The sequence below is a fragment of the Corynebacterium appendicis CIP 107643 genome, assembly GCF_030408415.1.
GTDB lineage: Bacteria > Actinomycetota > Actinomycetes > Mycobacteriales > Mycobacteriaceae > Corynebacterium > Corynebacterium appendicis.
The window spans coordinates 1,110,744-1,137,415 of sequence record NZ_CP046976.1 but is presented as its reverse complement, the minus strand read 5'-3'; the positions used below and the strand labels follow the sequence as shown (position 1 = coordinate 1,137,415).

Genomic DNA, 26,672 nt, shown 5'->3' with positions numbered 1-26,672 from the left:
GCCCCGGCCAGTGAAGCAGCCGTTGACGACTGAGCAAAAGGTCATTCGGGCGGCGGCAGTCCTTGGGTCGATCATCACGTTCATCGGCGCGAGCTTCGGTGTCGCTCTCGCTATTCAGTCGGGGTTGCTCGGGCCTGTCGGCCGAGCTGTCGGAGCCCTTCTTTTCGCGCTCATTCTTCTCGGCATCGGTGTGAGGATCGATATCCGCCATGGCGCGCAGCCGGGTGTAACAGCTCTGTATGCGACATCGTTTTTGGTCGTCCTCGCTGACCTCGCCTATATGACGCACTCCCAGCACTGGCTATCGCCGACCGGATTGAACGTCGCGGCGTTAGCTGTGTGGATAGCGTTCCTCGGGATGGCCATCTGGCGAAAGAACATGTGGCTGGTGCTGTGCATGTGCATTGCCTTCCTCTTCTTCGCAGGCCCGATTTTCGACCACAGCGTCGCCAATGCCCTGCTGCCGATGTTCTACCCGCCATTGGCGCTCGTCTGCACCTGGATCATCCCGTCGACAACGACTCCCCGACTGGCGGTGGCCACTCGACTGCTCACCGCGGCCATGCTGATTCGCCAGCTCATTCTGCTTTCATTCGTGACGTGGTTCCAAAACGACTTGGGCTCTGTGCCTCTCGTTGCTTACGTCGGCGTCTTTCTCTTGATCATCGGCGACCGCTATTTCCCCATCCGGCAGCTATCGTTGAACACTCGCAATTTCACGTCCATCTATGCGCCCGCAGCCGTGATTCTGACGTCTTACACTGTGATCTGGTGGGTCTCGCCGTGGGTGCCGGTGGTGGTCACGCTCGCTGCCACCACTCTCATCGGCGTGCTGCGATTCCGAGCACGCGACCCGGAGCAGGCCGCTCACGGCGATGTTTGTCTTTCTGCATGGCTGGGGATCCTTCCGTTCACCTTCGTTCCCGTGATCATCGACGCGGGTGCAACGGCCGAGCGGAGGACGCTTCCTGAGACCATCTCTGTCGTCGTTTTTCTCGTTGTTTTCGCAGCCGTTCTGGTACTCATGCGTTTCCGAGCGGCGCACAAGGTTCCATTGCTCACCGCATGGTCGGTGGCGCTGTTCTTCGCCATTCACAATTGGATCCCAAGCACGATCTTCAGCAGTTTGGCGCGCTATGCATCTGCCTACGACCTCGCTGTGGGCCTAGCTCTCATCGCGTTCCTCGGATTCGCAGCCAGCCAGTTCAGGCTGTGGCGTTCCCTGAAACCGGCCGTGAGAAATCTTTTTGCCGCCGCCGGACTGTTGTTCTCCGTCGTGGGCATTGTCACCGCCTCGACAGCCATCGGCGAGCTCGTTTCGCCGAACTGTTACAGCAAGGGGTCGTCCACTCCCGAAATCGGCCTGGACAGCGCGTGCGCTGGGCCGCAAGGCTTCCAGGTCGGCTTCTTCGTGGGGCACATGATCGTCTCCATCTCCTGGATGGCACTCGCGGCCTGGCTCATCGTCAAACGCCCAAGGCCGGGCGCCGATCCAAAGGCTGCCCGCGTCGCGGGCCTAGTCATCGCGATCTGCGCGACTGCAAAACTCGTGCTGTTCGACATGGCCTCGCTCAGCGGCATCCCGCGCGTGATCACCTTCGTTGTCTGTGGCCTGTTGCTCATCGCAGTGGCTGTGCTCGGGGAGCAGCGCAACGGCGACAGCGCTGGGAGAAAGGACGTTGCTTCAGGCTCTCTCCCAGCAAATGGGAACGCGGTGCCGAATCCGTACGACGACTCTGCAACGCAGGAAGGCGTTGACCCCTTTCCGAACGTTTCGTCCCAGCCCGCTTTTGCAGATGCGCCGCAACCCCCGGAGCGTAGAAATCCGGGAACCGAGAACCCGGAGCCGCGCATCAGTGTGGCTGTGAGCCGCGGACCAGAGCCCGCTCCGGAACAGAAGTCGCCCCAAGGCCCCTTTCCCGAGCACGGTGATATGGCCAACGAAAAGACTAAGACAGCCACCGAGCACGGCCAGGCAGCAGGCAACGGCACTCCCGCCGCCCGTGAGGCTAGTGGACGTGACATCGCCGGGCCGGAAGCGGACCCACGCTAACTAACGCTCGGGCGCAGGCGACGGTTACTTCGCCGGCAGGACCTCGGACAGGAACTGGCCGGTGAATGAGCCGTCGACCGTGGCGACATCCTCGGGCGTGCCCTGCGCAACGACGGTGCCGCCGCCGGAACCGCCCTCGGGACCCATGTCGATGATCCAGTCGGCGCATTTGATCACATCGAGGTTGTGCTCGATGACCAGAACGGAGTTGCCCTTGTCCACCAGCCCGTTGAGGACCAGCATGAGCTTGCGGATGTCCTCGAAGTGCAGGCCAGTGGTCGGCTCGTCGAGAATGTAGACCGTGCGTCCGTTGGAGCGCTTCTGCAGCTCGGCCGCCAACTTCACGCGCTGGGCCTCGCCGCCGGACAGCGTCGTGGCAGCCTGGCCGAGTCGGACGTAGCCGAGTCCGACGTCGCACAGCGTCTGCAGGTAGCGGTGGATCGAGGTGATGGGCTCGAAGAACTCGGTGGCCTCCCTGATCGGCATGTCCAGCACTTCGGCGATGTTCTTGCCCTTGTAGCGCACCTCGAGGGTCTCGCGGTTGTAGCGCGCGCCGCCGCACACCTCGCACGGGACGTAGACGTCCGGCAGAAAGTTCATCTCGATCTTGATGGTGCCGTCGCCGCGGCACGCCTCGCAGCGCCCGCCCTTGACGTTGAAGGAGAAGCGCCCGGCCTTGTAGCCGCGGACCTTCGCCTCCTGTGTCTCGGCGAACAGGGTGCGGATCTTGTCGAACACGCCAGTGTACGTCGCCGGGTTCGACCGCGGCGTGCGGCCGATCGGCGACTGGTCCACCTGCACGAGCTTGTCCAGGTGCTCGAGCCCCTCGACCTTCTTCACGCGCCCCGGCACCTGGCGGGCGCCGTTGAGGCGGTTCTGGAGCGTCTTCGCCAGAGTCTGGTTCACCAGCGTCGACTTACCTGATCCTGACACGCCAGTCACGGCAGTCAGCACGCCGAGCGGAACGTTCACAGAGACGTTATCGAGGTTGTTCTCGCGCGCACCGACGATCTTCAGCATGCGCTGCTTATCGACGCCCCGCCTTTCCTCCGGCACCTCAATCACCTTTCTGCCAGAAAGGTAATCACCGGTGAGAGAGTTCTCCGCTTTCTCGATGCCCTTCGGCTCGCCCTGGTAGACGATCTGGCCGCCATATTCGCCAGCGAGAGGCCCGACGTCGACAAGCCAGTCGGAGGCGCGGATGGTGTCCTCGTCGTGCTCGACGACGACGAGGGTGTTGCCGATGTCGCGCAGCTTCTGCAGCGTGGCGATCAAGCGCTGGTTGTCACGCTGGTGCAGGCCGATCGACGGCTCGTCGAGAACGTACAGCACGCCCGCTAGACCGGAACCGATCTGCGTGGCCAGACGGATACGCTGGGCCTCGCCGCCGGAGAGCGTGCCGGCCGACCGCGACAACGTGAGGTAGTTCAGGCCAACGTCGAGCAGGAAGTGCAGGCGCGCCTGGATCTCGCGCAGCACTGCGCCGGCGATCATCTCTTCGCGGTAGCCGAGAACGAGATGGTCCAAGTACTCGGACGCGTCCTCGATGGACAGCTCCGTCAGGCCTGCAATGGACTTCTCGCCGTGAGTGGTGGAATCCAGGCGCACCGCGAGAATCTCTGGTTTCAAACGCGTGCCCTTGCACGTCGGACAGGCCACCTCGCGGGTATACGCCAGGTAGCGCTCCTTCGCGTGCTCGGACTCGGACTGTTCGATCTTGCGCTGCAAATACCCCTTCACGCCTTCAAAGGCGGAGGTGAAAGAACGCTGCCGGCCGTAGCGGTTCTTGTAGCGGACGGAGACTTTGGTGGACGTTCCGTCGATAAGCGCCTTGCGGTGCTTCGCGCTCAGGGACGACAGCGGCGCGTGCGCGTCGAACCCTTCCGCTTTCGCCAACGCGACGACAAGCTTTTCGAAATAGCCCTTGTTCGGCGACGAGTTCCACGGTTGGAACGCATCGACTGCAGGCGCGTCCGGGTCGGGAATGACGAGGTCCTCGTCGATCTCCGAGCGGGTGCCCAGGCCGTCACAGGCGGGACACGCGCCGAACGGCGAGTTGAAGGAGAACGCGCGCGGCTCGTACTCCTCGACGGAGAGCTTGTGGCCATTCGGGCACGCCGTCTTCTCGGAGAAGACCTCCACGCGACCTGGATCGTCCTGCTCGCGCTCGACCCAATCGAAAGCGACAAGTCCGTCGGCGAGCTTCAGCGCGGTCTCCACCGAGTCGGTGAGGCGCTGCTTCTGGCTCTCCTTGACCGTCAAGCGGTCGACGACAGCGTCGATATTGTGCTTGACCTGCTTCTCCAGTTTCGGCGGGTCAGAGAGCTGGTGCGTCTCCCCGTCGACGGTGACGCGTGCGTAGCCCTGCGCCGACAAGTCCGCGAAGAGGTCCACGAACTCGCCCTTGCGCTTGCGCACGATGGGGGCGAGCACCTGAAATTTCGTGCGCTCCGGCTGCTCCATGACGCGGTCGACGATCTGCTGCGGCGTCTGTCGTTGAATCACCGCATCGCACACCGGGCAGTGCGGTGTGCCCGCACGCGAGTACAGCAGGCGCAGGTAGTCGTAGATCTCCGTGATCGTGCCCACCGTGGAGCGCGGGTTGCGGTTCGTCGACTTCTGGTCAATGGACACGGCTGGACTCAGCCCGTCGATGTACTCGACGTCGGGCTTATCCATCTGCCCCAAGAACATGCGGGCGTACGAGCTCAGCGACTCGACGTAGCGCCGCTGCCCCTCCGCGAAGATCGTGTCGAACGCCAGCGACGACTTGCCGGAACCCGACAGCCCCGTGAACACCACCATCTTGTCGCGCGGCAGCTCCACGTCCACGCCCTTGAGGTTATGCTCGCGTGCGCCGCGCACCGTCAGTTTTTCAGCCACGTTCGTTCCTTCCCACGCCGTTTCCTTCGAACAAACCTACCAACACCATTCCAACTACTCTTGGGCACTATGAATTCCCTCAAACTCGACCACGTGTCCGTGTCCAGCATGGACAACAATTGCTACCTGATCAGCTCCGGCGACCAGGGATTGCTTATCGACGCCGCCGCCGAGCCCTCCACCCTCCTTTCCATGGCCGAAAAGGCCGGGGTGCGTATCACCGACGTGTTGACGACGCACCGCCACTGGGACCACGTCGGCGCTTTGGAGGAGGTGCTGGAAAAGACCGGCGCCACGCACTGGGGTTCCCACCTGGACGCCCCAGCCCTGCCCGTCGCGCCCGACGAAGAGCTCAACGAAGGAGACGTGCTGCCGTTCGCCGGCCACGAATTCCCCGTCCACATCCTGCGCGGCCACACCCCCGGTGGCGCCGCGATCGTCGTGGAGATCGACGGCGAGTTGAACCTGTTCGTCGGTGACTCCCTCTTCCCGGGCGGCGTAGGAAAAACCCACAGCGAGGGCGACTTCGTGCGTCTCTTCAACGACGTGAAGCAGCGCCTATTCGACACCTACCCCGACTCCGCCATTGTGCGCCCCGGCCACGGCAAGCCGACCACACTCGGCGCCGAACGCCCGAACTTGGACGCGTGGTGGCAGCGCCGGTGGTGAAAAATACTTCTCTACCCCCGCGCTATCTGCCGACACATGTCTACAGTGGAAGGGGAACATCCGCTGAAAGAAGTAAGGAATAAGTGAGTATGATCCGCAAACTTGCTCGTCCGATGCTCGCCTCTGTGTACATCGCAGACGGCGTGAAGACGGTGACGAACTCGTCCGAGTACGCAAACGACGCCGAGCGCGTCGTCGAGACCATTAAGTCCGCGCTGCCCAGCCAGTACGCGCAGTACATCCCGTCTGACCCGGAGACCGTGGCAAAGATCAACGGCGGCCTGAAGATCGGTGCAGGCAGCACCTTCGCCCTGGGCAAGGCTCCGCGCCTGTCCGCTGGCCTGCTCGCTGTCTCCACCGTGGGCACCCTGCTCGGCCGCAACGCCTTCTGGGAGGCCAAGAACGAGGACGACAAGCAGCGCCGCCGCAACGGCGCGATGACCAATGTCGCTCTGCTTGGCGGTGTCTTGCTCGCTAGCGCGGACACCGAAGGCAAGCCGGGCCTGGCATGGCGCGCTCAGGACGCCGCAAAGCGCGGCAAGAAGAACGTCCAGCAGGCGCTGCCCACCCAGTCCGAGACCGACAAGGCCAAGAAGAAGGCTTCCGCGTGGTTCCAGGACACCGCTGAGACCGTCTCCGAGCGCGCTCAGGAGGTCGCCGACCAGGTCACCGATTACGTCGACGACAACAAGGACGACTGGAAGAAGACCGCGTCCGACTTCGCCGACAAGGCGGCTGACCGCGCATCCTCCTTCGCGGACGACGCCACCAGCTGGGCCGAGGACACCTACAAGGACGTCAAACCGTCCAAGCTCGAGCAGTACAAGACCAATCGCAAGGTCAACAGCGTCGTCAGCGATCTGCAGGGCAACCTGGACGACCTGGGCCCGTCCGAGTGGGAGAAGTTCAAGGGCAAGCGCAAGGTGAACAAGGCAGCCGGCAACGCCCAGGACAAGGCGCAGAACTCCATTGACTCCCTGCAGGAGGCCTTCGAGAAGCTCGACGCTTCCCCGTCCTGGTGGCAGAAGCGCAAGTGGAAGAAGAAGGCGAAGAAGGCCGAGAAGAAGGCCAACAAGTTCGTGAAGAAGGCAGAGAAGAAGCTCAGCTAAGCTTTTCTGCGTCTCGCACGACCGGCCCCGCGGCAGGGAATATTCCCTGTCCCGGGGCCGTTTGTTTGTGGGGATCAAGATATGGCAGAGGCGAAAGGAGTCCCAGGTTGGCTAAGTCGGTGGATACCCGCGACACCCGCGCTGAAGAACAGCGCCATGTGGACACGTTGTTCGCGCACTTGGACCGTGAAGTCGCCGCGGCGAGTGCACGCCTGGAAGAAGTCCAGCGGGCTGTCGACCCAGACAACCCGGATGCCGCCGCCCTCGTGCGACGCGAAACCGAGTACCACGGGCTCAACGCGAAACTCGACGCTCTCAACATCGCGGAGACCGGGCTCGTTTTCGGCCGGATCGACATCACCGACAACGACCCCGAAAATCCCGTCCCCGGACGCGGCGACCTCGACCGCCGTTATATCGGCCGCATGGGCATGGACGACCGCGCCGACAACTACCGCACCCTTCTGCTGGACTGGCGCGCTCCCATGGCTCGCCCGTACTACTTGGCGACGACGGCGCACCCGGAGGGCGTCGAAAAGCGCCGCAATATCCGCATGCGGGGGCGCACCGTCGCGGCGGTCGACGACGAGGTGCTCTCCGGCGACAACGCCGCTGCTGCCGCGCAGACCACCGATGTCGGCAGCGAAGCGGCATTGCTGCGCGCCATGAATTCCCCGCGCACAGGACATATGCAGTCCATCGTGGAGACGATCCAGCGCGAGCAGGACGAGATCATCCGCGACCCCACGCGCGGCGTCCTCGTCGTCGGCGGCGGCCCCGGCACCGGCAAGACCGCGGTCGCGCTGCACCGCGTCGCGTACCTGCTGTACACGTGGCGCGACCAGCTTGCCCGCACCGGCGTGCTCGTCGTCGGGCCGAACCGCACATTCCTCGACTACATCTCGCGTGTGCTTCCCGAGCTCGGCGAGACGGGCGTCGTGCTGAGCACCGTCGCCGACCTCGTTCCCGGCATCACGCCACATGGCACCGACTCGCTCGTCGCGCGCGAGGTGAAGGGGTCGGAGGACATGGCGCTCATCCTCAAGCGCGCCGTGCAGTACCTCCAGACGGTCCCCGACGACGACATCGCGCTGCGCATCGACGGCATCGATCTCGCGGTCACCCCCGCCATGGTCGCCGCCGCGCGCACCCGCGCCCGCCGTTCGCGCAAGCCACACAACGAGGCCCGCGCCTATTTCGCCGACCACCTCACCCAGCTCATCGCCGAAGCGCTCGCCGAGAAGATCGGCGCGGACCCGTTGGGCGGTACAAACCTGCTCTCCGAGGCCGACGTGGACCAGCTTCACGACGATCTGGCGGAGGACGGGCAGGTTGCGGGAATCGTCGATAAGCATTTCCCGGAACTCGACGCTCCTGCCGTGCTCGCTGGATTCGTGAGCGACGCCGACGCGATCGCGGCCGCCGCACACGACTACGACGACGTCACGCGCGACGCCCTCTTCCGCGCCGACGGGTGGGCGTTCACGCCCGCAGACACAGCGCTTATCGACGAGCTTTACACCCTCACCGGCATCCCCACCCCCTCCGGCGAAGCCGAGAAAGCCGACCGGAAGTGGCGGGAGCTCGTCGCGGACGCCGAAGACGCGCTGGACATCCTCGCTTCCTCGGCCAACACCGACACCGACGACGATGAATTTGAGGCCGAGGTGCTCTCCGCCCACGACATCATCGACGCCGAGACCCTGGCGAGCCGTCAGCGTGAGACCGACATCCGCTCCACCGCCGAACGTGCGCGAGCCGATCTGAGCTGGGCGTACGGCCACGTGATCGTCGACGAGGCACAGGAGCTCACCCCGATGGAGTGGCGGATGGTCTTCCGGCGCTGCCCGTCCCGGTGGATGACGCTGGTGGGCGATCCGGCGCAGACATCCTCCCCCGCTGGCGTCGAGTCCTGGTCGGAGTCCCTTGCCCCTTTCATCGGTGAGCGTTTCCGCTTCCACGAGCTGACCGTCAACTACCGCACGCCGAAAGAGATCATGGAGTTCGCCGACGAGCTCCTCGCCGAGATCGACACCGCCGCGGAACCCGCGGTGACCGTGCGGTCAACGGGTGAGCCCGTGCGGCGCCTGGATGCGGGCACCGACCTCGACTACGACGCCGCCGCGGAGAAGATTCGCGCCGAACTCGACGCGCGCGGCGGGCTCACCGCGGTGGTCACCGCCGATAACGTCGGCGAGGTGAAGGGCCTCGAGTTCGACCACGTTGTGGTTGTGGACCCCGACGCGATCGTCAACGCCTCGCCGCAAGGCTGGCAGGACCTCTACGTCGCGGTCACACGGGCCACGCAGACGCTGACGCTGATCGGCTAGCGCGGGGCCCGACTTCCCAGTTCGGCTCGGCTGCGGGCTGCGAAATGGGCGGGATGAGCGCGCGACGGTGCCCGCTGGCGTAGAGCTGCGGGCACAGCGGGCTACGCGACGGTGTGAACGATCATCACATCGCAGTCCGACTGGCGGGCGACATCGGCCGGCACGGAGCCGAGCAGGCGGCCGGTCAGCGAATTGATGCCGCGGTTGCCCACGACGAGCAGTTCTGCGCTGAAGTCGGTGACGATACTCATCAGGGCCTCGACCGGGGTGCCGGGGCGCACGGCGGTCTCGACATTGTCCAGGCCCGTCTCCTTGGCGCGCTCGACTGCGGACGACAGGTTCGCGCGGGCGGTGTCGTTGCCGAGGATCGTGTTGGAGTCCTGGCGCAGAGTCGAGGAGACTTCGTCCTCGGACTCGTAGTAGGCGCAACCGATGACGAGCTTGGCGCCGAATGCGCCGGCGAGCTCAGCCGCGCGCTCGACGGCGAGCAGAGAGGACGCTGATCCGTCCGTTCCGACAACGATGGTGTTGTAGTTCTTAGCCATGGTGCACCTTCCGTGTTGACACGTTGTCCTCGCCTTTCGTGTTCTGACTCCACGCCGGGGGCGCTGCTACGTGAGCCGCCGGGCCCTGACAGGCCCCCGCCGTGTTGCCGAAGGCGATACTCCAGGCCACTATATACCGGCTTCTTTCACACCGCGGAGCTCCTTGCGCAGATCGGCGATCTCGTCACGCAGCCGCCCGGCCAACTCGAATTTCAGCTCGCCGGCGGCACTGGTCATCTGGGTGGTGAGGTCGTCGATAAGCTGCTGAATCTCGTCTTGCGCCATGGACGACGTGTCGCGCCCCTCGAGCATGGATGTCTCGCCGGAGGCCGAGGCAGCGTTGTCGTCGCTGTGCTCGTAGACTTCGTCGAGAATGTCCGCGATTTTCTTGCGCAGCGGCTGCGGGTCGATCCCGTGCTCTTTGTTGTAAGCGATCTGCTTGGCGCGGCGGCGTTCGGTCTCGTCGATGGCCGCCTGCATGGATTCGGTGATGTCGTCTCCGTACATGATGACTTCACCGGAGACGTTGCGCGCGGCGCGGCCGATGGTCTGGATGAGCGACTTCGTGGAGCGCAGGAACCCTTCTTTGTCGGCGTCGAGAATGGCCACGAGTGAGACCTCCGGCAAGTCAAGGCCCTCGCGGAGCAGGTTGATGCCCACGAGCACGTCGAATTCACCGAGGCGCAGCTGGCGCAGCAGCTCGACACGCTGCAACGTGTCGATGTCCGAGTGCAGGTACCGCACCTTGATCCCGTTGTCGAGGAAGTAGTCGGTGAGGTCTTCCGCCATACGCTTGGTCAAGGTGGTGACCAGGACGCGTTCGTCCTTCTCCGTGCGCTCGCGGATTTCGTGGATGAGATCGTCGATCTGGCCCTTCGTCGGGCGGACCGTCACCTTCGGGTCGACCAGGCCTGTCGGTCGGATGACCTGCTCGACGAATTCGCCGCCGGCGGCCTCCAACTCGTAATCGCCCGGTGTTGCCGACATGTAAACAGTCTGGCCGACGCGGTCCTCGAACTCGTCGAACGTCAACGGGCGGTTGTCCACCGCGGACGGCAGGCGGAAGCCGAACTCGACGAGGTTGCGCTTGCGCGACATGTCGCCTTCATACATGCCGCCGATCTGCGGGACGGTGACGTGCGACTCGTCGATGATGGTGAGGAAGTCCTCCGGGAAATAGTCGATCAACGTCGCCGGCGCCGACCCTGCCGCGCGTCCGTCCATGTGCCGCGAGTAGTTCTCGATACCCGAGCAGAAGCCGACCTGCTGGATCATCTCAAGGTCATACTCGGTGCGCATGCGCAACCGTTGCGCTTCGAGCAGCTTACCGCGGTTCTCCAGGTCCTCGAGGCGGTCGGCGAGCTCTTCCTTGATCGCCTCGATTGCCTTTTCCATGCGCTCCTCGGTGGCCACGTAGTGCGTCGCCGGAAAGATACGCAGCTCGTCACGCTGCTCCAACACATCGCCGGTGAGCGGGTGGATGTAGTACAGCGAGTCGACTTCGTCGCCGAAGAATTCCACGCGCACGGCCACTTCCTCGTACGCCGGGATGATGTCGACGGTGTCGCCCTTCACGCGGAAGGTTCCGCGCTTGAAGTCGACGTCGTTGCGCTCGTACTGGACGTCGACAAGCAGGCGCAGGAAGCGGTCTCGATCGATTTCCTCGCCGACGCGCAGCAGCAGCGAACGGTCGAGGTACGACTGCGGTGTGCCCAGGCCGTAGATGCACGAGACGGAGGAGACCACGACCACGTCGCGCCGGCTGAGCAGCGCCGAGGTCGCGGAATGGCGGAGACGCTCGACGTCGTCGTTGATCGACGAATCCTTCTCGATGTAGGTGTCCGTCTGCGCGATGTACGCCTCCGGTTGGTAGTAGTCGTAGTACGACACGAAGTACTCGACCGCATTATTCGGCAGCAGTTCGCGCAGCTCGGTGGCCAGCTGCGCCGCGAGCGTCTTATTCGGTGCCATCACGAGCGTCGGTCGCTGCTGCTGCTCGATCAGCCAGGCCGCAGTCGCCGACTTACCGGTGCCCGTCGCACCCATGAGCACCACGTCTGGTTCACCGTTGCGTAGACGCTTGTCCAGCTCCGCGATGGCCTTCGGCTGGTCGCCCGACGGCTCAAATTCGGACTCGACCTTGAAGAGTTTCTCGGTGCGCTCCACCTCCCCAACGGGACGGAACTCGGAGTGTGACAAAACGGGGTGCTCAGCAGCAAAAGCCATGCCCGCCAGTCTAGGTCAGTTCCGCATTTCGCTTGTCGACGCCCACCGCAGTTGCGACTTCCTTCACCTCCGAGTCAAAAAGTTGCGACTGGCTCTCAGCTGCACATAAGGTCGCAGACATGCCCCAAACACGTCCGAACACTGCGGCTCGCGCCGCGATCACTGCGGCGGGCCTCAGGCACGCGGACGTGGCTACCCATTTGGGGATCGACGCCAGCAAACTCTCCAAGTCGCTTTCGGGCGTGCGGCGCTTCAGCGCTGACGAACTCGAGCGCTTGGCGGAGATCACAGGCGTCACCGTGGACAGTTTGAGGCCGCTGTCCGCAAAGGCCACAGGTCACGCACCGTCGGCTGCCCGCCCTCGCGAAGCGGAATGGGCAGACCGGCGCCGCGCGATCGCCGCAGCCGCATGGCCGCTGTTCACCTCGAACGGCTACCAGGCGGTCAAGGTCGCGGACATCGCCCGGGAAGCAGGAATGTCCAGCTCTGCTGTCCACTACTACTTCAACTCGAAGCACGCGATCTTCCTCGCCACTCTCGACCTCTGTTCGGAGCAGGCGGCGGAAAGGCGGGAAGCGGTGGCGTCGATAAGCGATCCTGCGCAGCGTCTGGTGCGCTTTGCACTCGTGCCGCTCGACGGTTCGGCGGAAGCCACCCGCGAGTGGACGACGTGGGCTCAATTCTGGGCGTCGTCGCCGATGTTCGCGGACGCGAAAGAAGCGACTGCCGTGGCCTACTGCCGCTGGGACCAGCAGCTGCGCGCCATCGTGCTCGAAGGCATGGCGTCCGGCCAATTCGCCGCCGCCGAGCCCGACGACATGGTGAGCGCTGTCACGGTGACGATCGACGGTCTCGGTGTGCAAATGCTCATCGGCGCACTGTCGGCGACGGACGCGGCGGACGCTGTGACGGCATATCTGAATACGTGGATGACAGCGGACGCTGTCTTGGTGAAGGAGAACGCATAAACATGGTTGAACTTTCGCGCCGGCAGTTGCTGGGCACCGCGGCGGTCGCTGGTTCGGCGACTGCCCTCGCGGCATGCTCGCCGACGATGCCGGCTGAAAATATCGTTACGTCGGGCCCGCCGCGCAAGGGTGGCACCCTGCGCGTCGGACTCGTGGGCGGCTCCACCGCCGACACCGTGGATGCGCACATCCCCGCCAGTTCCAGCGACGCCGCCCGCGTGGTCAATCTGTACGAGTCCCTCGTGCGCCGCGGCTACGAGTACGAGCTGGAAAACCGTCTCGCCGAGAGCCTCGAGCCGAATGAAGACGCGACCGAGTGGACCATCCGGCTGCGTGAAGGCGTGAAATTCTCCGACGGCCGCCCGGTGCGCCCGGAGGACGTGATTGCTACCTACGAGCGCGTCGCCGATCCGGACGACCCGAAAAACGGCGCAGGGTCCATCGCGCACATCGAAGCCATGAACGTCGTCGACGACCGCACGCTGACGATCTCCTTGTCGCGGCCCGACGCGACCTTGACCGATGCTCTCGCCGAGTACCAGATGGGCATCGTCCCCGAAGACTACGACCCAGAGAACCCGATCGGCGCCGGTCCCTTCAAACTGGTCAGCTTCTCCGCCGGCCGCGAGACCGTCATGGAGCGCAACGAGCACTTCTTCCTCGGCCCCGCCAACCTGGACCGCGTCGAGGTCGTCGACTTCTACCAGGAGGACGCGATGCTCAACGCGTTGCTGTCCTCCCAGGTCGACGGCATCGGCGCGCTCAACCACGCCCTGGTCCGCGTCATCGAGTCTGACCCGCGCATGCGCGTCGTCAGTTCTGAAACCGGCATGTGGCTCCCCTTCACCATGCGCGTCGACCACGAGCCCTTCGACGACGAGCGCGTTCGCCAGGCCATGCGCCTCGCCTGCGCGCGCCCCGGCATGGTCGACCAAGTCTTCTCCGGTGAAGGCCAGGTCGGCAACGACATGTTCGCCCTCTACGACCCGGCGTACCCCCACGAATTCCCGCAGCGCGAGCAGAACATCGAAAAAGCAAAGAAATTGCTTGCCGACGCCGGCTACCCCGACGGCATCGACGTCACTCTCGCCACCTCCGAAATCGCCTCCGGCGCTGTCCGCGCCGCGCAGGTGTTCACGGAGCAGGTCCGCGACGCCGGCATCCGCGTAAAGATCGACCAGGTCGACTCGACCACCTTCTGGGCCGACGGCAACTACCTGTCCTACCCGTTCTCCCAGACTTTCTACTACACGCGAAACTTCCTCGAGCAGGTCAACCGCTGCGCCACCGAGGACGCGCCGTTCAACGAGACGCACTGGGTCGACGACGAATTCACCGCCCGCGTCGAAGCCGCCCGCGGCATTGTCGACGACCGCGAACGCAGCAAAGAGATCAAGGAGCTCCAGCGCGAGTTCTACGACCGCGGCGGCTACATCATCTGGGGCTTCCCCAACCAGGTGGACGCGTACCACAACTACGTGGTCGGAGCGCGCCCCCACCCAAGCGGCATCGCACTCTCCCAGGCGTTGTTCTACGACATGTGGATTGCGGAGGCATAGACAATGGGCAAACTCATCGCTCGCCGACTCGGCTTGAGCATCTTCATTCTTCTGGCAGTGTCGGTCATCATCTTCTGCGCCACGCTGCTGCTGCCGGGCGATCCCGCCCGCGCGATCCTGGGCCAGCAGGCCACTCCAGAACGCATCGATGCGCTCCAGGCCGAAATGAACCTGGACAAAAATCCCGTCGAGCGCTACTTCCTGTGGCTGGGCGGGGTGCTCACCGGCGACTTCGGCACCTCCACCACCACCGGCGGCCCTGTCTCCGAACTGCTCGGTGAACCGCTGGTCAACTCCCTGGTCTTGATGGCCCTCGCAGCGCTGATCGCGATTCCGCTTGGCATCCTCGTCGGCATCTACGCCGCATGGTGGAGGGGCTTCCGCCGCGACCAGGCCATCACCTGGGTCACGCTGATCCTCGCGGCAATGCCGGAGTTCGTGATCGGTATTTTGCTGGTCACGGTCTTCGCCACGTCGGTCTTCCAGGTGCTGCCCGCGGTGACGATGTCGCAGCCGGGCGCCTCCGTCTGGTCGTACCCATCGCAGCTCGTGCTGCCGACGCTCACCCTCGCGCTGGTCGTCAGCCCGTACATCGCGCGCATGACCCGCGCCACGATGATCGAAACCCTCGACTCGGGTTATGTCGAAATGGCCCGTCTCAAGGGCGTGCCTGAGCGCCGCGTCATCTTCCGCCACGCGCTCCCCCACGCCATCGGCCCCATCGCCCAGGTCGTGGCGATCCAGCTGGCATGGCTCGCCGGCGGCATCGTCGTGGTCGAGTACCTGTTCCGCTACCCGGGCCTCGGCGTCGCCATGATCGACGCCGTCAACTACCGCGACGTCCAAGTCGTGCAGGCGGTCACCCTCCTGATCGCCGCCGTCTACGTCGTGGTCAACCTGCTTGCCGATGTCATCGGCATCATGGCCAACCCCAAGCTAAGGAGCAACTAATGACCCAGCCACAGAACACTGGCTCCGAGTCCGTAGAGTCGCTCAAGGCTGACAAGGCCGCAGCGACCGAGCCGGCCGCCGCGCACACCGAAAGCAGCGCCGCTAAAAGCGCTACCGGCGCACCCTCCGATGTCAGGACCGGCGACGAGCTGAAAGCCTCCCTGTCCAAACCCGACCCGCTGCTCAAGCGCATCTGGGCGCAGCCGGAAGGCAAAGTGGGCATGATCCTCACCGGCCTGGTATTGCTCGTAGCGCTTCTCGGCTACTTCTTCACGGAGCAGCTCACCGGCTACTCCACGACCGAGTTCCTCGGCCTGCCGTTCACCTCCGACGGTGTCTTCGGCACCGACAACCTCGGCCGCTCCGTCGCCTCCCGCTTCATCGGCGGCGGACTGATCCTGCTCATCACGGCATTTTTGGCGACGTTGCTGGGAATGGTCGTCGGCACGGTGCTCGGCATGATCGCCGGCTACACCGGTGGTGCAACCGACGCTGTGATCATGCGCATCAACGATGTCCTGCTGGCCTTCCCGCAGCTGATCTTCGCGATGCTCGCCATCGTGATTTTCGGCCCCTCCGCGACCGTCCTGGTACTCGTCATCGGCCTGACCCACGCACCGCGCATCGCCCGCGTGGCGCGCTCGGCCACCCAGTCGGTCACCAACGAGGACTACATCCGCGCCGCCCAGATGTACTCGGTGCCACACTGGAAGATCCTCACCCAAGAGATCCTGCCGAATATCACCGGCCCGCTGTCCGTCGAGGCCGGACTGCGCCTGACCTACTCCATCGGTTCCATCGCTTCCCTGTCCTTTCTGGGCCTGGGCATCCAGCCGCCGGCCGCTGACTGGGGACTGATGATCAACGAGAACCGCATCGCGCTGTCTATCCAGCCGTGGGGCGTGGTTCTGCCGGTCATCGCCATTGCGGTGCTCACCATCGGCACCAACATGCTTGCCGACGCCACCGCCCGCGCCACCGCCTCCACCGCCACCCCCATCAAGCGCACCGGCGCCACCATCCCGAGCGACCGCCAGGACAAGGTCGCCCCCATCATCAACGAAGACACCCGCAGCCGCACCACCCAGGCTGCCCCGAAGGAGAACGCATGACCACCTCGATTAATGCGGACGGCAAGGGGCCGAAGAAGTCGTCGATAAGCGGAAGAGACTCGCTGTGGTCCTCGACTGGCGGCGGAGGCGACTACGTACCCCCCGTGCGCGACGACGACACGCTCGTGCTGCGCATCCGCGACCTGCGGATGGCGACCTACAGCGGCACCGAGATCCTCCACGGAGTCGACATCGACCTCTACCGCGGCGAAATTGTCGGCCTCGTCGGCGAATCCGGTTCCGGTAAGACCACCGCCGGACTTGCAGCGCTCGGCCACGTGCGCACCGGCCTGACCATCACCGACGGATCCGTCACGCTCTACTCCCGCGACGACAAAACCACCGACGTCCTCTCGCTTAGCGAAGACGATGTGCGCGACATGCGCGGCTCCCGCGTCGCATACATCCCGCAGGACCCCGCGCTCAGCCTCAACCCGGCGATGCGCATCGGCGACCAGGTCCGCGAGGTCCTCGACATCCACGGGTACGGCTCCAGCTCGTCCGAGCGCGCCGAACGCGTCCGCGAAGTCATGCGCGACGTCGATCTGCCCGACACCGAAGAGTACCTCGCACGCTGGCCGCACCAGCTCTCCGGAGGGCAGCAGCAGCGCGTCGGCATCGCCATGGCGTTCGCCATGTACCCCGACGTGCTCATCCTCGACGAGCCGACCACCGGCCTCGACGTGACCACCCAGAACCATGTCCTGAAAACGATCCGCACCATGACGATGAAGAACGACGTCGCCTCGCTCTACATCACCCACGATCTGGCTGTCGTCGGCGAGCTCGTCGACCGCGTCATCGTCATGCTCCGCGGCGACATCGTCGAAGAAGGCCCCTTCAACGCCGTCCTGTACAACCCGAAGCACGCCTACACCCGCAAGCTTCTCGGCGCCATCCCCGACCTGGAAGGTGAAAAGGACATCGCGGGCAACGACCGCTGGACCAACTCCTGGGCCGAGGTCCACGGCGACCCCGCGGCGTCCGCTGAAACGCCGCTGCTGCAAGTCCGCGATCTCGAAATGGCGTACGGCGACAACAAGGTCCTGCACGGCATTAACCTCGCCATCGAAGCCGGCGAATCCACGCTGTTGCTCGGCGAATCCGGCTCCGGCAAGACCACCCTCGCCCGCTCGATCGCCGGCCTCAACCCCGGCTACACCGGCGACGTGCTGCTGCGCGGCAAAGAACTCGCGCACTCCAGCCGCGACCGCACACTCGAACACCGCAAGGACGTGCAGTACATCTTCCAGTCGCCGTTCTCATCGCTGAACCCGAGGCGCACCATCGGCGAATCAATGAGCGTTCCACTCGTCATGGCAGGCGAGCTGTCCCGCGACGAGCAACGCGCCATCGTCGAAGAGACCCTCGAAGCCGTGCAGCTCGACCGCAGCTTCTACGACCGCCGCCCCGGCGACCTGTCCGGCGGTGAGCGCCAGCGCGCCGCGATCGGCCGCGCGCTCGTCAACGCGCCGTCGGTACTCGTGTGCGACGAGATCACCTCGGCCCTCGACGTGTCCGTCCAGGCGTCGATCCTGCAACTGCTCGCCGAGCTCCGCTACGAGCGTGGCCTGTCACTGCTGTTCGTCACGCACAACATCGCTCTCGCCCGGCACATCGCCACGCGCGTCGCCGTGCTCAACAAGGGCGTCATCGTGGATGACGGGCCTGTCGACGACGTTCTCGACAACCCTCAGCACGACTACACGCGCAGCTTGCTGGCGAATATCCCGTCGCTATAGCCACTAGGCCCCGTGGGTAATGTGGGGTGTGTCTATCCGCAGGCGAAAACAGGAGGACAACGCCGTGGCACACCCCACTCCCCACCCCGCAACGACGGATCTCAAACCGTTGCCCGTCCCGCCGCTCGACGGCACGCTCGACGCGTACAGCCACGCCCTCGAAGCGGTCCTCGACGGCAGCGAACTGGTGCACGCCCGCGGGGTCGTCGAAAGCTTCCGCACAGGAGCCGGTCCACGCCTCGACGAGCAACTGCGCGTGCGCGCGTCCCAGCGCGAAGCAGCGGGCACCAATTGGCTTAACGACGAATGGTATTCCTCCTACCTCACCACCCGCTCCCCCCTGACCTTGGCATCGAATGTTGGGTTCCAGATCGCCTTCCCAGTGACTGGGGGCGCCGATGGGTTCGACGCCGATTCCGCGGCCGGCAGCTCAGCCGGCCTGGACCGCGCCGTCGAGTTCATCCGCCGCGCGGCCACCGTCCACCTCGCCGCCGCAGCTGATGCGCTGCCCCAGGATGTGGACGCCCGCGGCAACCGCATCACCAGCCGGTCTCGGTGTAGTAGCGGGTCAGCGGGGTGCCGGACTCGCAGGCGGTGTCGCCGGTGGCCACGGACTTCATCAGGTACTCGTAGCCGCGCCCGGACGACATCACCCGGATGGTCATGACCATCACGCACCGCCTCCCAAGGCGGTCGCGATGGTGGACCGCCTTGGCGGTCAGGTGCGCGCCAGCGCACCCCAGCACCTGAGGTGCCAACAGTGTGTGCAGGCTTATCGGAGACTGCTGCTCCGCGGCACTGCTCGGCTGGCCCGGTAGATTGAAGAGATGACGATGCGGACAGAACGGTGAGCGGCACCGCTGCTGTGAGGCGTCTGCGTGGGGTGACCTACGGGGCACGCGTGCGGCTCGGTGAGGAACTTGCCCTCGCGCATCAGGCAGGCTATGAGGCATGTCTGTGCGATGTCGGAGATGCATTGAGGCACGAGACCTGGATTCGACAACGGATCGCCCCAAGGCTCCCTGGCGTCGATGATGACCCGAAGAAATCCAAGAGTCACTGGGCGTGTTGAGATTGGCTGAACGTGGATGGAGGTAGCAAATGAACCTCGCTCACGGAGCAGGGTCAGACATCATGATTGTGGGCGGCTCGCTCGTCGGATTGTCAGCAGCGATTACGTTCGCTCGGTCGGGTCATCACGTCACGGTTCTCGAGCGCGCTCGTCGGACTCGCCAAGCCGTCGGCGCCGTTCGCCTCGACGACGACAGGCTCCGCGGCGTCATCAGCGAAGACAATGCGACTCACCAGGACGCGGTAGCCCCTGCCGCCAGACCCAAGCGTGACGAAGAGCATGCCGCGTTGTGGACAGACGTGCACGAGCGGCTGGCTTTCACAGCCGAGTACCAGCCGAACCTGACCCTGCTACACGAGACGCAGGTCGTCGAGGTAGGCCAGGATGCCGACACGGTGTGGGCTGTCACGGATTCAGGAGCCACGTTGCGGGCATCGATGCTCGTCGGTGCCGACGGTCCTCGAAGTCTGGTGCGTCGTGCAGTCGCTCCTGACTACCCCGACGCGGCATCGACCGGGTACGGCGTCTGGTACGGGACAGCGACAGAGGCAGATCGGCTGCATGTCGGTACTCGCCCGAGCGGGCTCGAACTCATGGATCGGGGCCATCAGGTTCTCCTCGGGTTCCCACTCGACGATCCCTTCACCGAGCCGGGCGCTATCGGATGGGGTCTCGGCTGGACATGGTACGGCTCCGTTGACGGACTCTTTCCAGGGCCGCGAGTGCCGTATGGTTGCTCCGATCGAGACGCACTGACGCCCGAGAGCGTTGACGACGCCCTGCGGGAACAGCTGATCAGCGAAGCCGAGCGACGGTGGCCACCGTTATGGCAGGCAGCGATCGCCACGTCGATCCGGGAGCAACGAGTCGGCGGGATTGCTGTCCTTGATTACTTGCCCGTGAAACTCGCGAACGGGCGAATGGTACTGATAGGTGAGGCAGTCCACGCCACGACCCCGCTCTCGGGTAGGGGAATCTCCGTGTCCCTTGAAGACATCGACGCGCTCAGCTGGCACATGCGCAGTGTTAGGGAGCGTGGTGTCCTTGCCGTCCTGAGCGAATATGAACACGAGCGTCTTCCCGCAGCGCAAGAACTCGTCCGCAATGACCGTCGCCTTCGTTGCCATATCGAAAGGTGAGCCAATGTTCGCCCGTCAGGCGGTGGGCACTCACGCTCACTGCACTGGAGGACCATCGATAATGAGCAGCAAACGTGGGGAATGCAACTAACTCAACGGCATTCCTCCACCCGCAAATGAGGGTGTTATGGCGATCAAGAGCCAGCATACCTAGGCTTGATCAGAAGCCGTTGGCGAATGCTTCTACGCCGCCAGCGGGCGCAATCAGTATCGGCGTCTGCCGTCACTAGATAGGCAGATGTATTGCGGAACTCTTAGGCGATAGAAGACGTGTGAGATGCAACGACGTCACCGCCCGGGAGCGGTGCCGTTGGATACGATGAGATGACTGGCTTTGTGATCTTGTAGTCATGTCGAAGAGGAGGTCCAGACGTGCAGGTCGAGAGCTTCAGCACGGACGACGTGGCCTTCTACCGCCGAATCGAGTACTGGCAGGACGTTGTCACCGGGTCCTTCGCCCGCTGTGCGGTCCGCGTGAGCAACACCGACGAGACGTTCTACGGACGCATGGTCACCGGCCACCTCGGACCGGTGACCTTCTCGCTCGCGGAGTACCAGGCCAGCAGCGGCTACGAGATCACCCGCACTTCCCGGCACGTCCGCCAAGAGGAAACTGACGACTTCCTTCTCCAGCTGCACCTCGGCGGAGGGAAGATCGGGCTCACCCAGAACGACAGGGAGTCGACGATCGAGCGCCCGGGAGACTTTAGCGTACTCGACGATTCCATCCCGTCGACCCTGTACTGCCCACCGGATTCCTCAGCTCGCGCCGTCACCGCGTCCATGTCCCGAAGCCTCCTCGTCGAGAAGGTACCGCATCTGCGCGACATCACCGCCCTCCACATCGATGGACAAACCGGCACAGGACAGCTCTTGTCGTCCATGGTGGTCGGCCTCGCCTCCAACCTAGAGACTGGATGGCTCAGCGCCACGTCCTCCGCCCGTCTATCCAGCGCCTTCATCGATGTACTTTCGGTCGCGCTTCTGGAAGCGCAAGGCAGCACAGAACGGCCGCCGGAAATATATACAGCCGGGCTTCTGGAGTCGATCTACCGGTTCGTCGAGAAGAACCTCTCCCGTTCAGACCTGACCGTGCAACTCGTCGCCGATGCGCATCACATCTCCCTGCGCTACCTCCACCGCCTGTTCGAGAAAGAGGACGCCACGCTGGGCGAATGGATACGCAACCGCCGACTTGACAGCGCGAGCCGGCAACTGATCGATCCCGCCTATCGGCACATACCCGTAAGTAAGATCGGCGCGAACTGGGGCTTCCCCGACCCCAGCGCCTTCTCCCGAGCATTCCGCGCGCGTTTCGAAATGCCACCCCGCGACTACCGGACAACCTTCCTCTCAGAGGATTGATCCATCAGGCCCGTGCCATTCCTTTCGAGAGGAATCACACCTATCCGGTCCTCAAAATCACATGCTCATGAAGCACGATGATTGCCACGAGGTCGGTCTTGAATTGATCGTGATTGCCCGATAAGGACCGGCGCCTCCATGCTCAATGAGCGCAGTACTCCTGATGTCAAGTCCCTGGCACATGATGACAAGCCGAAGGCTCCCCGCCTTTCGTAGCGTAAGGAACAAGCGGCACAAGGACCGCGGCAGACCCTGCCCGATCCCGCCGCGAGACCTCTGACACGGCAGGAGCACACCATGGACACCAAAGCGACAGACCCGGACGTCATTCTCGGCGACCGACGCGATGAACTGGACGCGCTCGACGCGCAGCTCCTGGACATCCTGCGTCGTCGCATCGAGTGTTGCGTGAGCATCGCACAGCTCAAACGAGAGCACGACATCCCCATGATGCAGCCAGGCCGGGTGGGTGTCGTCCACCAGAGGGCCGAAGCCTTCGGCCAGGAGCACGGCATCAGCACGGAGTTCCTACGCAGCCTATACGAGGTGATCATCACCGAGACCTGCCGCGTCGAAGACCTCATCATCGATGAGGCTCCCGCGCCCAGCGACAGCGCTGCGTCGAGGTAGCACCCCGATGAGAACCCTCCTGATCGACAACTTCGATTCGTTCACCTACAACCTCCGCGATCTCGCCCACCGCGTGTTCGGAACTGAACCAGTCGTCATCACCAACGACGCCAACTGGGCCGACATCGCCCTCGACGACTTCGACGGCATCATCGTCTCACCCGGCCCGGGCCGCCCCCAACGGTCCGGGGACCTGGGAATCTCGCAGCAAGCTTTCGACCAGAACCGGTTGCCCGTGCTGGGCGTATGCCTCGGCCATCAGGCACTCTCATTCGCCTCGGGCGCGACCGTCGATCTGGCGCCCGAGCCCATGCACGGCAGGGTCACGAGCGTGCACCACTACGACGCTGACCTCTTCCACGGCGTGCCCCAGGGGTTCCGAGCGGTGCGCTACCACTCCCTGGCAGTCACCGATCTGCCCGCCGACGTCGAACCGACCGCGTGGACCCCAGACGGCGTAGTCATGGCGGTCCGGCACAGGACCCGACCGTACTGGGGCATCCAATTCCACCCCGAGTCGGCGCTGACCGAGTGGGGCGAAGCGATGCTGATGAACTTCCAGGCGCTCGTGCACACGCACCCGCGAACCGCGACGACTGATCACCTCGCCCAAGTCCGGCATCCCCAGTACCACCGGCGTCTGCGCGTGGAATGGCAGCGAATCAACGGCGAACCTGACGCGCAACGCCTGTTCGAAAGCCTCTACTCTGCTCGTGAGACCAGCTTCTGGCTCGATAGCTCGACCACGGATCCGGTCTCCAAACGCCTGACGATCATGGGCGATGCCACCGGACCGCTGGCCGAGGTGCTGCAGTACGACGTCATCTCCAGACAGTGGCGCGTTCGCGGCAACGACGGTGAACGCATCGTCAACCAGGACTTCTATACCTACCTCCGAGCCCAGCTACACGAGCGCGCGGTCCCCGCAGTCGAGGAGCTTCCGTTCGACTTCAATCTCGGCTACGTCGGCGCTCTCGGCTACGAGCTCAAAGACGAGACCGTCGGAACACCCGCCCATCGCTCACCCCACCCGGATGCGGCACTGATCTTCGCCGACCGCGCCATCGTCATCGACCATCGCGAGTGCTACACCTACCTGCTCACCCTCGTCGACGACAGCCAACCAACCACGTGGACGGCTGCCGCTGACTGGCTGTCACAGACATCTGCCACCGTCCGTGAAGCCGTCACCGAAGCTGACGACCGCCGGTCGGAGGCCGCGAACGTCCCGATCCTGACGGAGCCGGCCGCCCTCGAGTTCGAGCTCGACCAGAACCGTGCCTCCTACCTGGCGAGCATCCAGACGTGCCTGGAAAAGATCCGCGACGGCGAATCCTATGAGATCTGCCTGACGAACATGGCCGAAGCCGGACCGATCGCCGATGCGTATGCCGCCTACCGCGCGCTACGGCAGACGAGCCCGGTACCGTTCGGCGCCTTCCTGCGACTCGGGGACCTCGCCATCCTCAGCGCCTCACCCGAACGATTCCTCCGCGTCGGCGTCGACCACCAGGTCGAAGCGAAACCCATTAAAGGCACCCGCCCCCGGGGAACCACCCCGGGTGATGACCAGAAACTGCGCAAAGACCTATCCACCAACGGGAAGGACCGCGCCGAAAACCTGATGATCGTCGACCTGCTCCGCAACGACCTCAACCGCGTCTGCACAGTCGGCAGCGTCCGCGCCGACGACATCTTCACCGTCGAGACCTTCTCCCATGTCCACCAGCTCGTCAGCACCATCACCGGCACTCTGCGGCCGGAGCTAACCGCCGTGGACTGCGTGCAAGCCACCTTCCCCGGCGGCTCCATGACCGGCGCTCCCAAGATCCGCACGATGGAGATCATCAGCAGCCTCGAACACCGAGCACGCGGCTTCTACTCCGGAGCCATCGGCTGGTTCTCCCTCAGCGGCGCAGCCGACCTGAGCATCACCATCCGCACCCTCGTCTCCGATCACACCTCCACCACGTTCGGAGTCGGCGGAGCGATCGTCGCCCAATCGGATCCCCTCGACGAATTCGAGGAAACCCTCGTGAAAGCCAGCGCCCTTCTCACCGCCCTCGAATCGAAAGTTACCAACGCATGAGCACGACACCCAGCCCGCCCGCATCGCGGTCGAAACAAGCCGCCATCGTCGGTTTCGGGCCCGTCGGCCAGATGATCGCGAGCATCCTCGCCCCACACGGCTGGCACATCCACGCCCTCGACAGGCGACCCCGTGTCAGTTTCGACGACGCCGAAGCGCTCAATACTCTGGAGCAGTATCTCGAAGTCGACGCCCGCCAGCCGACACCGACCACAGCCGAGACACTCACGGGCTGCTCGCTGGTCGTCCTCGCTGTGCCCGAGGAGTCCGCCCTCGAGACACTGGAAGCACTCGCCCCGCTCCTGCCCGCTGACGCACTCCTCGTCGAGACGCTCTCCCGCAAGGACCGGCTCCGTGCCCACCTGGCAGCGGCAGTACCGGAGCACGCGATGCTGAGCATCAACCCGCTTTTCCATCCCGGGCTCGGACCCCGCGGCAACCGCATAGCCGTCGTCGACCCCATCACACATCCCACAGTCACCGACGTCCTGTCCTGCATCGAGGACGCCGGCGCCCGGGTCGTCTCCCTGAGCGCGCGCGAGCACGACGACGAGCTCGTGCCCGTTCAAGCCCTCACCCACAGTGCGCTCCTGGCCTTCGCAACCAGCCTGCCGCACATCGTCACCGACATCGACCGCTGCCTGGAGTTCGCGCCCCCACCGACCCGCCTGCTAATGGCCCTGGCCGCACGCGTGACATCAGGCTCACCCGAGACCTACTGGGACATCCAAGGCGCAGCCCCCGGCCAGCGCCCGGCGCGCGACACCCTGGCCAACGCACTGGCTCGACTCGACGACGACATCGCACAGGACTCGTCGGCATCCTTCGCCCAGTCCCTGGCGGAGAACCAGTCCTGGTTCAACACCCGCCTCGCCTCGCTCACCGACCTCGCTCAGACCGCCCTCAGCCACACCATCGACACGACCGCGCAGCGGCCGGCGGCCTCCGATGACCAAACCCCGGCCACACCATCTTCGAAGGAGAATCCCAATGTCCACGACGACCACTAGCCGGAAGAACGTCTACGAACGACGCTCCGCCTGGACGACCGACATGTACGACCAGGCCGCCCAGGCGGGAATCACAAACCACAGTGTGCGCGAGCGCACGTCAGACGGCGTCATCCTCGACGACGGCAAGACCTACACCGAGTTCGTCTCCTGCTCCTACCTCGGACTCGAATCCCACCCACGCCTGGTCCACGCCGCCCAGAACTCCATCCGGAAGGTCGGAGTGCACCTATCGGCCTCGCGCAACAGCATGCACACCACCGACCTCGACGACCTCGAGGAAGCGCTAACGACGATGTACGGCGGATCCCGTGCCATCGTGTTCAACTCCGTCAGCAGCGTGCACCTGGGCGTGCTGCCGCTGCTGGGCACCGGGCTGCTTCCGAGCTACCCGATCGCCAGCAGCGGCCCGGAGTTCCTCTTCGACCGCACCGCGCACGCGTCCATGCAGAGCCTGCGCGGCATCCTCGACCAGATCGGGCCGACCAACCGCTTCGACAGCACGGATCTGAGCACTCTGGACCCCTTGCTGGTGGAAGCGAAGAACGCTTCCCGCAGCCCGATCATTCTCGTCGATGGTGTGGGATCGATGGGAGGCCTCATTGACGTTGCCACCCTGGCACGCCTGGCCGCGGAACACGGCGGGTACGTCTACATCGACGACGCGCACGGCACCTCGATCGACGGACGCCTCGGAACGGGATACGCCTACACCGCCCTGGCCGGGAACATCATCGGCGAAGTCCTCCTCGTCGGGTCCCTCTCCAAGGCCTTCGGCGGCTCCGGCGGATTCGCCCTCGTCGACACCGACGCCGACGCCACGGTCATCCGCCGCGAGGCCAACCCCCTCGTATTCGGACACGCCAACATGGCACCCCACACCGCCGTCAACGCCGAATCCGCGCGTATGCATCTGGACGGGTCGGTCGAGAAGCTCCAGGCCACCCTGTGGGACAACGTCGCCCACTTCGACAACGCCACAGGCCACCAGGGCGTCAACGCCGGCTCACGGTCTCCGATCCGGGGCATCACCTTCGACAGTGAACAGGCCACCCTCGAGGCCGCCATCGCGTTGAAGGACGCCGGCGTTCTCTGCTTCCCCGTGTTCTACCCCATCGTCGCCCACGGCACCGGGCTGCTGAGATTCGCGCTGTCGGCACGGCATAGCCCGGCCCAGATCGACCACCTCGCCGCCCTTGTCACCGACACCCCCTAACTCA

19 protein-coding genes and 1 pseudogene are annotated in these 26,672 nt (G+C 64.6%); 16 read left to right on the top strand and 4 right to left on the bottom strand.

All coding sequences use genetic code 11. From position 1 onward, the window contains the following. Window positions 1–22 precede the first annotated feature (22 nt). Window positions 23–2,053 carry a DUF2339 domain-containing protein gene (locus CAPP_RS05570; protein WP_076598497.1) on the top strand — a complete coding sequence of 677 codons (2,031 nt, stop codon included), beginning with the start codon at window positions 23–25 and terminating at the stop codon, window positions 2,051–2,053. Between the two features lie 24 nt (window positions 2,054–2,077). Here the strand turns inward: CAPP_RS05570 and uvrA are convergent, their stop codons facing one another. Next, window positions 2,078–4,936: an excinuclease ABC subunit UvrA gene (gene uvrA / locus CAPP_RS05565; RefSeq protein WP_076598496.1), complete on the bottom strand. Its 2,859-nt coding sequence runs from the start codon at window positions 4,934–4,936 to the stop codon at window positions 2,078–2,080. A gap of 69 nt (window positions 4,937–5,005) precedes the next feature. On the opposite strand from uvrA, the gene CAPP_RS05560 reads away from it, so the two are divergent. From CAPP_RS05560 to CAPP_RS05550, 3 genes are all read left to right on the top strand, one after another. After that, window positions 5,006–5,605: an MBL fold metallo-hydrolase gene (locus CAPP_RS05560; RefSeq protein WP_076598495.1), complete on the top strand. Its 600-nt coding sequence runs from the start codon at window positions 5,006–5,008 to the stop codon at window positions 5,603–5,605. A gap of 89 nt (window positions 5,606–5,694) precedes the next feature. Next, a complete protein-coding gene (locus tag CAPP_RS05555) occupies window positions 5,695–6,714 on the top strand; it encodes a DoxX family protein (protein ID WP_076598494.1) in 1,020 nt (339 codons plus the stop codon). A gap of 107 nt (window positions 6,715–6,821) precedes the next feature. Continuing rightward, window positions 6,822–9,044: a HelD family protein gene (locus CAPP_RS05550; protein WP_076598493.1), complete on the top strand. Its 2,223-nt coding sequence runs from the start codon at window positions 6,822–6,824 to the stop codon at window positions 9,042–9,044. Window positions 9,045–9,145: 101 nt separating this feature from the next. Here CAPP_RS05550 and CAPP_RS05545 read toward each other — a convergent pair whose 3' ends face one another. Together CAPP_RS05545 and uvrB are read right to left on the bottom strand one after the other, a co-directional pair. Then, on the bottom strand, window positions 9,146–9,589 hold the full coding sequence (locus CAPP_RS05545) for a universal stress protein (protein WP_076598492.1): 444 nt from the start codon (window positions 9,587–9,589) through the stop codon (window positions 9,146–9,148). 129 nt (window positions 9,590–9,718) lie between these two features. Next, window positions 9,719–11,815, bottom strand: coding sequence for an excinuclease ABC subunit UvrB (gene uvrB / locus CAPP_RS05540; protein ID WP_076598491.1), 2,097 nt, complete (start codon window positions 11,813–11,815; stop codon window positions 9,719–9,721). 119 nt (window positions 11,816–11,934) lie between these two features. On the opposite strand from uvrB, the gene CAPP_RS05535 reads away from it, so the two are divergent. From CAPP_RS05535 to CAPP_RS11235, 6 genes and pseudogenes are all read left to right on the top strand, one after another. Then, complete coding sequence (locus CAPP_RS05535) at window positions 11,935–12,783, top strand: TetR family transcriptional regulator C-terminal domain-containing protein (protein WP_076598490.1); 849 nt, start codon at window positions 11,935–11,937, stop codon at window positions 12,781–12,783. 2 nt (window positions 12,784–12,785) lie between these two features. Further along, on the top strand, window positions 12,786–14,342 hold the full coding sequence (locus CAPP_RS05530; protein ID WP_076598489.1) for an ABC transporter substrate-binding protein: 1,557 nt from the start codon (window positions 12,786–12,788) through the stop codon (window positions 14,340–14,342). A gap of 3 nt (window positions 14,343–14,345) precedes the next feature. Continuing rightward, the gene (locus CAPP_RS05525) at window positions 14,346–15,293 is read left to right on the top strand and encodes an ABC transporter permease (protein WP_076598488.1); all 948 of its coding nucleotides are present in this window, start codon (window positions 14,346–14,348) and stop codon (window positions 15,291–15,293) included. Further along, window positions 15,293–16,405: an ABC transporter permease gene (locus CAPP_RS05520; protein ID WP_084560479.1), complete on the top strand. Its 1,113-nt coding sequence runs from the start codon at window positions 15,293–15,295 to the stop codon at window positions 16,403–16,405. The genes CAPP_RS05525 and CAPP_RS05520 overlap by 1 nt, the downstream gene beginning before the upstream one ends. Then, the gene (locus CAPP_RS05515) at window positions 16,402–18,147 is read left to right on the top strand and encodes an ABC transporter ATP-binding protein (RefSeq protein WP_200803253.1); all 1,746 of its coding nucleotides are present in this window, start codon (window positions 16,402–16,404) and stop codon (window positions 18,145–18,147) included. Before CAPP_RS05520 ends, CAPP_RS05515 begins: the two co-directional genes overlap by 4 nt. A gap of 19 nt (window positions 18,148–18,166) precedes the next feature. Further along, window positions 18,167–18,658: pseudogene (locus tag CAPP_RS11235) on the top strand (choline/carnitine O-acyltransferase); the annotation flags it as partial. Between the two features lie 28 nt (window positions 18,659–18,686). Here the strand turns inward: CAPP_RS11235 and CAPP_RS05510 are convergent. Continuing rightward, on the bottom strand, window positions 18,687–18,821 hold the full coding sequence (locus tag CAPP_RS05510; RefSeq protein ID WP_268753089.1) for a hypothetical protein: 135 nt from the start codon (window positions 18,819–18,821) through the stop codon (window positions 18,687–18,689). 427 nt (window positions 18,822–19,248) lie between these two features. On the opposite strand from CAPP_RS05510, the gene CAPP_RS05505 reads away from it, so the two are divergent. The 6 genes from CAPP_RS05505 to CAPP_RS05480 all read left to right on the top strand — a co-directional run bounded on the left by CAPP_RS05505 (window position 19,249) and on the right by CAPP_RS05480 (window position 26,668). Continuing rightward, the gene (locus CAPP_RS05505; RefSeq protein ID WP_076598486.1) at window positions 19,249–20,358 is read left to right on the top strand and encodes an FAD-dependent oxidoreductase; all 1,110 of its coding nucleotides are present in this window, start codon (window positions 19,249–19,251) and stop codon (window positions 20,356–20,358) included. Window positions 20,359–20,730: 372 nt separating this feature from the next. Further along, window positions 20,731–21,723 carry a helix-turn-helix domain-containing protein gene (locus CAPP_RS05500; protein WP_076598485.1) on the top strand — a complete coding sequence of 331 codons (993 nt, stop codon included), beginning with the start codon at window positions 20,731–20,733 and terminating at the stop codon, window positions 21,721–21,723. Between the two features lie 297 nt (window positions 21,724–22,020). Next, window positions 22,021–22,353 (top strand): chorismate mutase family protein, encoded by a 333-nt coding sequence (locus tag CAPP_RS05495; protein WP_076598484.1) that lies wholly within the window; start codon window positions 22,021–22,023, stop codon window positions 22,351–22,353. Between the two features lie 7 nt (window positions 22,354–22,360). Beyond that, entirely contained in the window at window positions 22,361–24,442 is a 2,082-nt protein-coding gene (gene pabB / locus CAPP_RS05490) for an aminodeoxychorismate synthase component I (RefSeq protein WP_076598483.1), read from the top strand. Beyond that, entirely contained in the window at window positions 24,439–25,452 is a 1,014-nt protein-coding gene (locus CAPP_RS05485; RefSeq protein WP_076598482.1) for a 2-dehydropantoate 2-reductase N-terminal domain-containing protein, read from the top strand. The genes pabB and CAPP_RS05485 overlap by 4 nt, the downstream gene beginning before the upstream one ends. Beyond that, window positions 25,433–26,668 carry an aminotransferase class I/II-fold pyridoxal phosphate-dependent enzyme gene (locus CAPP_RS05480; RefSeq protein ID WP_076598481.1) on the top strand — a complete coding sequence of 412 codons (1,236 nt, stop codon included), beginning with the start codon at window positions 25,433–25,435 and terminating at the stop codon, window positions 26,666–26,668. Before CAPP_RS05485 ends, CAPP_RS05480 begins: the two co-directional genes overlap by 20 nt. Window positions 26,669–26,672: the final 4 nt, after the last annotated feature.